This window comes from Streptomyces sp. AF1A (genome assembly GCF_047340315.1).
In the GTDB taxonomy this organism is placed as follows: Bacteria; Actinomycetota; Actinomycetes; order Streptomycetales; family Streptomycetaceae; genus Streptomyces.
This window is the reverse complement of record NZ_JBLEBI010000076.1, coordinates 19,063-29,652: the sequence shown is the minus strand read 5'-3', so window position 1 is coordinate 29,652 and position 10,590 is coordinate 19,063. Positions and strand designations below refer to the sequence as shown.

Annotated in this window: 9 protein-coding genes and 1 pseudogene; 3 read left to right on the top strand and 7 right to left on the bottom strand. The window is 74.2% G+C overall.

Annotated features, from left to right (window positions below; all coding sequences use genetic code 11):
• The first annotated feature begins 314 nt into the window (after nucleotides 1–314).
• Entirely contained in the window at nucleotides 315–857 is a 543-nt protein-coding gene (locus ACLU3S_RS20760) for a GNAT family N-acetyltransferase (protein WP_413953405.1), read from the top strand.
• A 193-nt stretch (nucleotides 858–1,050) separates the two neighbouring features.
• On the opposite strand, the gene ACLU3S_RS20755 is transcribed toward ACLU3S_RS20760, so the two are convergent.
• The 4 genes and pseudogenes from ACLU3S_RS20755 to ACLU3S_RS20740 form a co-directional block, all read right to left on the bottom strand.
• The gene (locus ACLU3S_RS20755; protein WP_413953404.1) at nucleotides 1,051–1,884 is read right to left on the bottom strand and encodes an NAD(P)H-binding protein; all 834 of its coding nucleotides are present in this window, start codon (nucleotides 1,882–1,884) and stop codon (nucleotides 1,051–1,053) included.
• A 106-nt stretch (nucleotides 1,885–1,990) separates the two neighbouring features.
• Nucleotides 1,991–4,483, bottom strand: coding sequence for an aminopeptidase N (gene pepN / locus ACLU3S_RS20750; RefSeq protein ID WP_413953403.1), 2,493 nt, complete (start codon nucleotides 4,481–4,483; stop codon nucleotides 1,991–1,993).
• Between the two features lie 155 nt (nucleotides 4,484–4,638).
• Nucleotides 4,639–4,971, bottom strand: a complete 333-nt coding sequence (locus ACLU3S_RS20745; RefSeq protein ID WP_413953407.1) for a chorismate mutase — start codon at nucleotides 4,969–4,971, stop codon at nucleotides 4,639–4,641.
• A gap of 54 nt (nucleotides 4,972–5,025) precedes the next feature.
• Nucleotides 5,026–5,305 (bottom strand): annotated as a pseudogene (locus tag ACLU3S_RS20740) (helix-turn-helix transcriptional regulator); the annotation flags it as partial.
• Nucleotides 5,306–5,481: 176 nt separating this feature from the next.
• Here ACLU3S_RS20740 and ACLU3S_RS20735 point away from each other — a divergent pair.
• Nucleotides 5,482–6,363: a hypothetical protein gene (locus ACLU3S_RS20735; RefSeq protein WP_413953402.1), complete on the top strand. Its 882-nt coding sequence runs from the start codon at nucleotides 5,482–5,484 to the stop codon at nucleotides 6,361–6,363.
• Nucleotides 6,364–6,769: 406 nt separating this feature from the next.
• On the opposite strand, the gene ACLU3S_RS20730 is transcribed toward ACLU3S_RS20735, so the two are convergent.
• A complete protein-coding gene (locus ACLU3S_RS20730) occupies nucleotides 6,770–8,209 on the bottom strand; it encodes an MFS transporter (protein ID WP_413953401.1) in 1,440 nt (479 codons plus the stop codon).
• A gap of 115 nt (nucleotides 8,210–8,324) precedes the next feature.
• On the opposite strand from ACLU3S_RS20730, the gene ACLU3S_RS20725 reads away from it, so the two are divergent.
• Entirely contained in the window at nucleotides 8,325–8,807 is a 483-nt protein-coding gene (locus tag ACLU3S_RS20725; RefSeq protein ID WP_413953400.1) for a MarR family winged helix-turn-helix transcriptional regulator, read from the top strand.
• Between the two features lie 6 nt (nucleotides 8,808–8,813).
• On the opposite strand, the gene ACLU3S_RS20720 is transcribed toward ACLU3S_RS20725, so the two are convergent.
• Nucleotides 8,814–9,719, bottom strand: a complete 906-nt coding sequence (locus ACLU3S_RS20720; RefSeq protein WP_413953406.1) for an SDR family oxidoreductase — start codon at nucleotides 9,717–9,719, stop codon at nucleotides 8,814–8,816.
• A gap of 52 nt (nucleotides 9,720–9,771) precedes the next feature.
• A complete protein-coding gene (locus ACLU3S_RS20715; RefSeq protein ID WP_413953399.1) occupies nucleotides 9,772–10,551 on the bottom strand; it encodes an SDR family oxidoreductase in 780 nt (259 codons plus the stop codon).
• Between the last annotated feature and the right edge of the window lie 39 nt (nucleotides 10,552–10,590).

The window sequence follows — 10,590 nt, the reverse complement described above, 5'->3', positions numbered from 1 at the left end:
GGCGTCGAGCACGGTGTCGAGGAGGGGTCGCAGGGCGTCGGGGCCCTCGGGTCCCGAGGCGAGGGGCGGCGTACGCATCGGCTCTCCTCCGCTCATGGCTGTCCTGGGGACGGGACGCGGGACACGCGGCCGGGCGGGCCTGCGGTCGGGGTGCGGTAGCGGTCCGCCGGCGTCCCGGCTCGCGAGTGGACTTCCAGCTTGTACGGGAAGGGGGCCACCTGTCCCGAAAGTCCAACGAGCGAGACCCGAAGTGGGTAATCCCGTGCGGGGAAAACACAGGGGAAAGGTCACCCTGCGCGGCTACATTCGGTCGGATGGTTGACGCATGGATGATCGACGTGCCCGGCGAGCGGGTGCTGGTGCGGGAGCTCGGCCCGGCGGACGAGGCGCCCCTGCTCAGGCTGTTCGAGGAGTGCGAGGACTGGTTCGTGGCGGCGACGGGCCTGCCGTCGGGGCCCGGCGATGTGCAGAGCCTGTTCTACGCGCTGCCGGAGGGCGCGAGCCCCGACGACAAGGTGCTGCTGGTGCTGGAGCGCGACGGCGTGGTGGCGGGCGTGGTCGACGCGGTGCGCAACCATCCGGAGCCGGGTGCGGTGGCCGTCGGCCTGTTCCTGCTGGCGCCCTGGGCGCGCGGGCGTGGCCTGGGTCTGGCCCTGGCCGTCTCCCTGCTGGAGCGTGCCGAGGGGGCGTCGGTGGTGACGGCGACGGTGCCGTCCGGCTGGCGGCCCGGGGAACGTTTCCTGCAGCGGCTCGGTTTCGCCCTGGAGGCGGACGCGCGACCCACGGGGGCCGACCGCCGGCCGGGGCCGCGCGAACCGGGCGTACGACGGGCGGTGCTGCGGCCCGCCGCCTCCTAGCCACCGCGTACCCGGACCTTCGGCGCACGGCGACCGTCCCGGCCCGCACATCCCGACGCGCTCCCGAGCTCGACTGACCGCGGCCCGCCGCCGCCTCCCTGCTGACCAGCGCCGAAGTCCCCGGCATACCGCGACCGTCAGGGCCCGCAAGCCCCGACGCGCTCCCGAACTCGACTGACCGCGGCCCGCCGCCTCAAGACCGCTGCGCGCCGAAGTCCCCGGCGTGGTCACGGGCCCACTGGGTGAAGGTGCGGGCCGGGGTGCCGGTGAGCTTTTCGACCGTGCCGGTGATCTCCGGGGGCACTCCGACCGTCTCGGCGAAGGTCTGCAGCAGCCGTTCGAGCATCTGCGGGGGCACGTGCGGGAAGAGTTCCGCGCCGGTCTCGCGCGGGTCGGCCTCGGCGAACGTCAGCTCCCGGCCGAGGACGGCACCGATCGCGGCGACCTGTTCGGCGTTGCTGACGGCCTCGGGTCCGGTGAGCCGGTGCACGGCTCCCTCGTGCCCGTCGTCGAGCAGGGCGCGCTCGGCGACGGCCGCGATGTCGTCCTCGTGGATGGGTGCGGACAGGGCGTTCGCGAACACGCCCCGGACGGTGCCGCCGGCGCGGATCTGCGGTGCCCACTGCAGGGCGTTGGTGGCGAACGCGTCGGGCCGCAGGAACGTCCAGGCGAGTCCGCTCTCGCGGATCTGCCGCTCGGCGGCGGCGTGCAGGACGTGGATGGGGTGGGTCTCGTCGGCCCCCTCGCGGACGATGCCGCTGGAGAGCAGGACGACGTGCCGGACGCCGTGCGCGCGGGCCGCCTCCAGCAGGGAGGCGTCGCCGGCCTGAGCGTACAGGAAGAGTTTCGCCGCGCCGTCGAACAGCGCGGCGGGGTCCTCCGGTCCAAACCGCACCACCTCGGCCCGCTCTGGCATTGCGGCCCGCCGCGGGTCGCGGGTCAGCGCCCGCACGCGCTGTCCGGCGGCGAGGAGCCGGTCGACGAGGGCACGGCCGACGTTGCCGGTCGCGCCGGTCACTACGATCACGATGGTGCCTCCCTGGGCTCGGCGGATCGTTCCGACGCCGAGCCCAGGAGGGTGACCGGGGTGCCGCAGCGCCGGCGCCGGCCGGCCGCGCTCTTCGTCGCCGGGCCTACTGCCCCCTCTCCTCGCCGCGCACCCGCAGTGCGCGGGCCAGGTCGTCGAGCCGGTCGGCGAGGGTGCGGCGCAGGGCCGGGGTGGGGTCGGCCTCGGCCAGGCAGGCCTCGCCGAGCCGCAGGTTCTCCGCGTCGACGGCGTGGGCCGGGAAGCACCAGCGGCCGGCCGCGACGGCGATGGCGGGGCCGCGGCGGGCGGCGACGGCGACCGCGTCCTCGTAGAAGCGGGGCACGTACTCCCGTACCAGTTCGGCCTGTTCGGGCTGCCAGAAGCCCTGTGCGGTGGCCGTGAAGAGGTAGTTGGACAGGTCGTCGCCGACGAACATCGCCTCCCAGGCCGCGCGCTTGGCGTCCGGGTCGGGCAGGGCGGCCCGGCAGCGGGCGGCGCCCTCCTGGCCGGTGGCGCTCGGGTCACGCTCCAGCTCCGCGACGATGGCGGCCTCGTCGGTGGCGCCGAGCACGGCGAGCCGGCCGAGGATGCGCCAGCGCAGCTCGGGGTCGAGCTCCGGGCCCCCGGGCACCGTGCCGTCGGCGAGCCAGGTCGCGATGGGCTCCGGGTGGGCGGCCACGCCGATCAGGTGGCGCACGGCGATCAGGCGCAGGCCGGGGTGGTCGCCGTCCTCGGTGCGCCGCAGCAGGTCGCGGCAGAGCGCGGTGAGGGTGGCCAGGGCGGCCGGGCGCTCCTCGGCGGGCAGGTACTGGTCGGCGATCTGGCCGGAGGCGAAGGCGAGGACGCCCTGGACGACGGCCAGGTCCGTCTCCCGCGGCAGGTGGGCGCGGGCCGTCTCCAGGTAGGCGGTGGGGGGGAGTTCGCCGTCGCGGACGGCGTCCCGGAGGGCGTTCCAGACGATCGCGCGGGTGAGCGGGTCGGGCAGTCCGGACAGTCCGGCGCGCAGCACCTCGAAGGACTCGGCGTCGAAGCGGATCTTGGCGTAGGTGAGGTCGCCGTCGTTGAGGAGGAGCAGCGCGGGACGCTTGCCGATGGGCTGTGGGCCGGCCTGCGGGACGTCCAGGTCGTGGCGCTCACGGAGCACGAGCCGGCCCTCGTCGGCGACATCGTGGTCGTACAGGCCGGCGGTGAGGCGGTGCGGGCGGCTGCCGGCGCGGTCCACGGTGAGCGTGCAGGTGCCCTCGGCGGCGGTGATCACCGGCGTGAGGGTGTCGACACCGGTGGTGCGCAGCCAGCTGTCGGCCCAGGCGTGCACGTCGCGGTCGGTGGCCGAGGCGAGGGAGTCGATGAAGTCGGCGAGGGTGGCGTTGCCGAACTTGTGACGGGCGAAGTGGGTGTTGATGCCGGCGAGGAAGTCCTTCTCGCCGAGCCAGGCGGCCAGCTGGCGCAGGGCGGAGGCGCCCTTGGCGTAGGAGATGCCGTCGAAGTTGAGCAGCGCGGAGGCCGTGTCGTCGACGTTCTCGGGGGCCACCGGGTGGGTGGTGGGCCGCTGGTCGGCGTCGTAGCCCCATGCCTTGCGGGTGACGCCGAACTCGGTCCAGGGGCCGGTGAAGCGGGTGGCCTCGGCGGTGGTCTGGTAGCCCATGTACTCGGCGAAGGACTCGTTGAGCCAGATGTCGTCCCACCACTTGAGGGTGACGAGGTCGCCGAACCACATGTGGGCCATCTCGTGCGCGATGACCATGGCGCGGGTCTGCCGCTCGGTGTCGGTGACGGCGGACCGGTAGACGAAATCGTCGCGGAAGGTGACCAGGCCCGGGTTCTCCATGGCGCCCGCGTTGAACTCGGGGACGAACGCCTGGTCGTAGGAGTCGAAGGGGTACGGCTCCTCGAACTTCTCGTGGTAGCGGTCGAAGCACGCGCGCGTGACGTCGAGGATCTCCTCGGCGTCGGCGTCGAGGTGGGGCGCGAGGGAGCGGCGGCAGTGGATGGCGAAGGGCAGTCCGCGGTGCTCGGTGCGCACCGAGTGCCAGGGGCCGGCGGCGACGGCGACCAGGTAGGTGGAGATCCGCGGGGTGGGCGCGGCCTGCCAGCGGCCCTCGCCCCGGTGCTCGGTGACGCCGTTGGCGAGCACGGTCCAGCCCGCGGGCGCCTTGACGGAGACCTCGAAGACGGCCTTCAGGTCGGGCTGGTCGAAGGCGGCGAAGACGCGCTGGACGTCGTCCATGAACAGCTGTGTGTAGACGTAGGTCTCGCCGTCGCTGGGGTCGGTGAAGCGGTGCATGCCCTCCCCGGTGCGGGAGTAGCGCATGACCGCGTCGACGCGCAGTTCGTGCTCGCCGGCGGTGAGGTTCCTCAGCGGCAGCCGGTCCTCGTGCAGCGTCGCCGGGTCGAGGGGCTGTCCGTCGAGCGTGACGCCGCGCAGCTCGGCGGGCTTCAGCTCGACGAACGTGTCCCCGTCGGACCGCGCGGCGAAGCGGATCACGGTGCGGGAGTCGAAGGTCTCGTCCCCGGTGGTGAGGTCCAGTTCGACCGTGTACTGGTGGACGTCGAGGAACTGTGCTCGAAGCTGCGCTTCATCGCGCGTGAGTGCGGACATGCAGGCCATGCTGCCTGATGGGACCGACAGCGCACAGAGGCGGATCGATACACGGCTTATGTCCGGTTCTGCGCCTCCGCCCCTCGGTGCCCGCCTCCGCGCCCGCCTCTGCGCCCGCCTCTGCGCCCACTGCGCCCGCTTCCGCTTCCCCGGGGTCAGCGCCCGTTGGTGTCCTCGGCAATGCGCTCGTGGTGCCGGATCACCTCGGCGATGATGAAGTTCAGGAACTTCTCGGCGAAGGCGGGATCGAGCTTGGCGTTCTCGGCGAGGCACCGCAGCCGCTCGATCTGGCGGGCCTCGCGGGCCGGGTCGGCGGGCGGCAGCTGGTGCACGGCCTTGAGCCGACCGACCTGCTGCGTGGCCTTGAAACGCTCGGCGAGCATGTGGACGACGGCGGCGTCGATGTTGTCGATGCTGTCGCGCAGCCGCTCCAGTTCCTGGCGGACCCCGGGGTCCACGTCACCGGTACCGGTGTTGCTGGTGGTCATGGGCGTCCACCCTAAGTGCTCGCGGTCCGGCGGCCGGGGCGTGTCCGAGGAGTGGATCACCGGCGGATCCCCGGGGTCGGGGACGCGGTCGCTCCAGCCGCCGGGGACGCTGCGCCCCTGCTGGGCGCGGAAGCGGACGGGGGCGAGGCCGACGCGGCGGGTGAACAGCCGGGAGAAAGTAGGCGGGGTCGTCGTAGCCGACCCGGCGGGCGACGGCGGCGACGGGCAGTTCGGTCGCGGCCGGCAGTTCCTTCGCGCGGCCGAGGCGGATGCCCAGGAGGTAGTCCTTGGGGCTGCGGCCGGCCGCGCGGCGGACCGCGCTGCGCAGCTCCCCGGCGGGCCGCGACGACCGCCGGGTGGGGGGCCCGGCGGGAGGTGCCCGGCCGGACCCTGGCTTCACCGCCGCCGGAGACACCCCCCGGACCGGCCGGCGCCCCACTGCCGTCCGTGTGGCGGCCGTCCGTCCCGCCTACAGTGGAGGGAAGTTCCGGCGTCTTTGGGGGTGTGGACGTGGCGAACGGCGGACCGGTCCAGCACGGCTTCCCGCACCTGGATACGGTGCGGGAGGCCATCACCGCGCTGTACCGGCGGCTGTCCTACACCACCGTCCAGACGTTCTCGACCAGCGTGCTCCCCGCCGACGTGGCCTTCTGCGACACCGACGACCTGCATCTGGGAGCGCAGCGGGTGGCCCGCGAGATCGTGCGGCACTTCCGGTTGCCGGACGCGCGGCTGATCGTGGGCTTCCGGGAGATGACGCATGCGGCGAATGTCGAACTGACGGCGGGCCCCGAGTACTTCGTCGAGCTGAACGACCGCTTCCGCACCCACCGCAGGGACATCGGCGCGGCGCTCGCCCACGAGGTCGCGCACGTCTACCTGCACCGGCTGGACCTGGCCTTCCCCACCACTGCGGAGAACGAGATCCTCACCGACACGGTGACGACCTACCTCGGCGCCGGCTGGCTGCTGCTGGACGCCTACCGGGAGGACGGGGTCTCCTCGCAGAAACTGGGCTACCTCACGCCGGAGGAGTTCGGCTACGTCCTGGCCAAGCGGGCGCTGCTGTTCGGCGAGGACCCGTCGGTGTGGTTCACCAGCCCGCAGGCCTACGAGGCGTACGTCAGGGGGATGGCCCGGGCCCGCCGGGACGAGCAGCAGCCGCCGCTGACCGCGGCCGGCTGGGCGGGGCGCCGACGGTATGCCCATGACCGCCGGCACGTCCACGCCGTCGCGCCGGAGGCGCCTTACGCCTTCGCCCCGGACCCCTCCGGCCGCCTCCGCGTGTCCTTCTCCTGCCCGACCTGCCACCAGCGGATCCGGGTGCCGGTGAAGGGCCGGGTGCGAGCGCGGTGCGGGCTGTGCCGGACGGTGCTGGACTGCGACACGTAGGCCCAGGGCATCTCGGCGCGCAGCACACGCGGGTCCACGACGCACCGGCACGCACAACGGGCAGGTCCACGACGCACCGGCACGCACGACCGCCAAGCCCACGACGCACCGGCACGCACGACCGCCAAGCCCACGACGCACCGGCACGCACGACCGCCAAGCCCACGACGCACCGGCACGCACGACTGCCAAGCCCACGACGCACCGGCGCCCGGGACCGGCATGCGCACGACGCACCGGCGCCCGGGACCGGCATGCGCACGACGCACCGGCGCGCGGGACAGGCATGCGCACGACGCGGCAGCGCGCGGGACGGGCAGGCCCAGGGCACGGCGCCGGGGGCTCCGCCCTCGGACTCCCATGTGGGGCGGAGGTCCGAGGGCGGAGCCCCCTGTGGCCGGGCGGGTCAGCCGACGTGCTCGGTCACCGCCCGGCGGGGAAGGGCCGCGCACAGCGCCCCGCACGCCACGAACGCCCCGACGACCCACGGCATCGCATCCGCCAGGGCCCCGCCGAACCCGGCGGAGGCCCGCCCGAAGAACACCGTGCCGACCAGCGCCGCCCCCACGGCGCCGCCGAACTGCTGGGCCGTGGAGAAGATCCCGGACGCACCGCCGGCCAGCTCCCCGGGCACCGCCGACAGCACCACGTTGACCAGCGGCACCACCAGGAAGCCGAGTCCTGCCCCGGCGATCAGCAGCCCCGGCACCAGCGGCCAGGCGCCCACGTGCAGCGCCGGCGCGCCGTCGACCACGGCCCACACCCAGCCGAAACCGCCCGCCATCATCAGCGCGCCGGCGCCGAGCACCAGCCGCCCGTACCGCACGGCGAGCCCGTCGGCGGCGGGCGCCGTCAGGAAGCCGCCGGCCGAGAAGGCGACGGTGACCAGCCCGGCCTGCATCGGCGTGTACCGCTCGCCCGTCTGCAGCCAGATCGCGAAGACCAGGAAGAAGCCCTGCATGCCGAGGGAGAACAGCAGCTGGACCAGCACGCCCGTGGAGAAGGCCGGAAGCCGGAACGCCCGCGCCGGGAGCAGCGGCACCGTCGCCGGCCGGTGCCGCCGGGCCTCGTACACCCCGAGTCCCGCCACGGCCAGCAGGCCCCCGGCGAGGCACGCCCAGCCCCACAGCGGCCAGCCGTTCTGCCGGCCCTGCACCAGCGGCAGCACGATCGCGACCAGGCCGCCGGCCAGAAGAGCGCTGCCCAGGACGTCCGGCCGGCCCGCCGACCGCTCCCTGGTGGCCGGCACCAGCAGCAGCCCGCCCACGAAGGTGGCCACGGCGACCGGCACGTTCACCAGGAACACCGAGCGCCAGCCCCAGCCGAACAGGTCGGCGTCGGTGAGCACCCCGCCGAGCAGCAGGCCGACCGCCGAGGCGAACCCGGCGACGGCGCCGTACATCCCGAAGGCAGCGCCGCGCTCCTTGCCCTGGAACAGGGTGCGGAAGGAGCCGAGCACCTGCGGCACCAGCACGGCCGCGAGCACCCCCTGCACCGCCCGGGCGGCGATCAGCTGGCCCGGTGACTGGGCGATCCCGCAGGCGAGGCTCGCCAGGCCGAAGCCGGCCGTGCCGGCGAGGAAGAGGGGGCGGCGGCCGATGCGGTCGCCGAGGTGGCCGGAGACGATCAGGGCGGCGGCGAAACCGAGCAGATAGGCGGAGACCACCCACTGCAGGTCGCTCGCCGAGGCGTGCAGATCGCGGCTGACGGACGGGACGGCGACGTTGACGATCGTGCCGTCCAGCAGGTCCATGAGGGCCGCGATCATCATCACGACGGCGGCGGCCCAGCGCCGCGGATGGGGCTGCGCCGCGGCGGGCGGAAGCTCGGTGAGGGTCGTGGACACGGGTCTCTCCCCCTGCTCAGATTATTTCGTTTGGACGAACGAAATAATTGCACCCCTGCATGCGTGATCACAAGTAGTTAGTTCGAGCGAACGAAATTTTTGTTAGGCTTGCCCCATGGCCAAGGCAGACGAGACACGGGACGAGGCGGCACGGGCCGAGACGCTGGAGCGGCTCATGGAGGTGGGCCGGGTCCACAGCGGAGTCACGGTGATGTTCCATTCGGCCGTCGCCGCCAAGCAGGGGCTGAACGCGACGGAGGAGAAGACCCTCGACTACCTCCAGCGGCAGGGACCGCTGACCGCCAAGGACCTCGCCGCACTGACCGGACTGGCCCCCGCATCCGTCACCGGGCTGCTCGACCGGCTGGAGGGCAAGGGCTTCGTGCGCAGGGTCAAACACCCGACGGACAAGCGCCGGGTGCTCGTCGAGCTGAACGAGGAGAAGCTGGCCGAGCTGGCCGAGTTCTTCGCGGACTGGGCGGGCGACATCGTCGAGGCCTGCGAGGAGTTCAGCACGCAGGAGCTGGACACGGTGATCCGCTTCCTCTCCGTGATGAGCGAGCGGCAGCGCGCGGCCGTCGCCCGCCTGACCTCGTAGGGCGCCCTACGCGCCGTACACCCGGCCCGGCGCCTGCGCGGCGGCGAGCAGCTCCCGCGCCGCCTCCCCCGCCTCGGCCGGCGTCCACCGCGCACCCTTGTCGGCGGTGGGGCCGGCGCGCCAGCCCTCCATGACGGTGATCCGGCCGCCCTCCGCCTCGAACACCCGGCCGGTCACCCCCGCGCTGGCGGCGGAGCCGAGCCAGACCACGAGCGGGGAGACGTTCTCCGGCGCCATGGCGTCGAAGCCGGCGGCCGGGGCCGCCATGGTCGCGGCGAAGGTCCGCTCCGTCATGCGGGTGCGGGCGGCGGGGGCGATCGCGTTGACCTGAACGCCGTAGCGGGCCAGTTCCGCCGCCGCGACGAGGGTCAGCGCGACGATCCCGGCCTTGGCCGCGCTGTAGTTGCCCTGCCCCACCGAGCCCAGCAGGCCCGCCCCGCTGCTGGTGTTGACGACCCGGGCCGCCGGGGTGCGCCCGGCCTTGGCCCGGGCCCGCCAGTGCGCGGCGGCGTGCCTCAGGGGCAGGAAGTGGCCCTTGAGATGGACACGGAGCACGGCGTCCCAGTCGTCCTCGCCGAGGGTGACGAGCATGCGGTCGCGCAGGAAGCCGGCGTTGTTGACGAGCGTGTCGAGTCCGCCGTACGCCTCGACCGCGGTCCGGATCAAGGACGCGGCACCCTCGGTCGTGGCGATGTCGCCCTGGTGCGCGACCGCCTCTCCGCCCGCGGCCCGGATCTCCGCGGCGACGGCGTGCGCGGGGCTCTCCGCGCCGGGCGCCCCGTCCAGTGCGACGCCCAGGTCGTTGACGACGACCCGGGCGCCCTCCGCCGCGAAGGCGAGGGCGTGGGCGCGGCCGAGCCCGCGGCCGGCCCCGGTGACGACGGCGACCCTGCCGTCGCAGATCCCGCTCATCCCGCTCGTCCCGCTCGTCCCGCTCGTCCCGCTCGACTCGGTCGACGTCATCTCACTTCTCCCTGCCGGCGGTTGCCGCATCCAGAAAGGCGGGCCGCTCCCCGCCCCCGTGCACGTGCAGGCTCGCCCCGCTGATGTAGCCGGCGGCGTCGGAGGCGAGGAAGACGGCGGCGGCGCCGACGTCGGCCGGGGCGGCCAGCCGGCCGAGCGGGACCGTGCGGGACACGGCGGCGACGCCGTCGGGGCCGCCGTAGTGCACGGCGGCCGGCTCGGTGCGGACCATGCCGACCACAAGCGTGTTGACGCGGACCTCCGGCGCCCACTCCACGGCCATCGAGGCGGCCAGGTTCGCGAGCCCCGCCTTGGCCGCGCCGTAGGCGGCCGAACCGGGCGAGGGACGGCCGCCGCTGACGCTGCCGACCATCACGACCGAGCCCCTGCTGCGCCGCAGGTGCTCGTACGCGGCGAGGGACGCGGTCAGCGGGGTGATCAGGTTCAGCTCCACCACTCTGGCGTGCCGTTCGGCGTCCGCGTCGGCGAGCCGCCGGTACGGCGTGCCGCCCGCGTTGTTGACCAGCACGTCGAGCCGCGGCAGCGCGGCGAAGAAGGCGCGGACGGCGGGCGGGTCGCACAGGTCGAGCGGGCTGAACCCGACGCCGGGCAGCGGGTGTTCGGGGGGCCTGCGGGCACAGGCCAGGACCTGTGCGCCCGCCGCGGCGAAGGCTCGTGCGATGCCGGCGCCCACGCCCCGGGTGCCCCCGGTGACCACGACGGTTCTGCCGCGCAGCGAGGTGCCCGCAGGGCTCGCCGACGCGTTGTCCGCGGTGCTCACCGACGCGTTGTCCGCAGTGCTCGCAGGCGAGTTGTCCGG

Coding starts and splice junctions, on each gene's coding strand:
- ACLU3S_RS20760 (WP_413953405.1), top strand. CDS start 315: ATGGTTGACGCATGGATGATCGACGTGCCCGGCGAGCGGGTGCTGGTG.
- pepN (WP_413953403.1), bottom strand. CDS start 4,483: ATGTCCGCACTCACGCGCGATGAAGCGCAGCTTCGAGCACAGTTCCTC.
- ACLU3S_RS20745 (WP_413953407.1), bottom strand. CDS start 4,971: ATGACCACCAGCAACACCGGTACCGGTGACGTGGACCCCGGGGTCCGC.
- ACLU3S_RS20725 (WP_413953400.1), top strand. CDS start 8,325: ATGGCCAAGGCAGACGAGACACGGGACGAGGCGGCACGGGCCGAGACG.
- ACLU3S_RS20720 (WP_413953406.1), bottom strand. CDS start 9,719: ATGAGCGGGATCTGCGACGGCAGGGTCGCCGTCGTCACCGGGGCCGGC.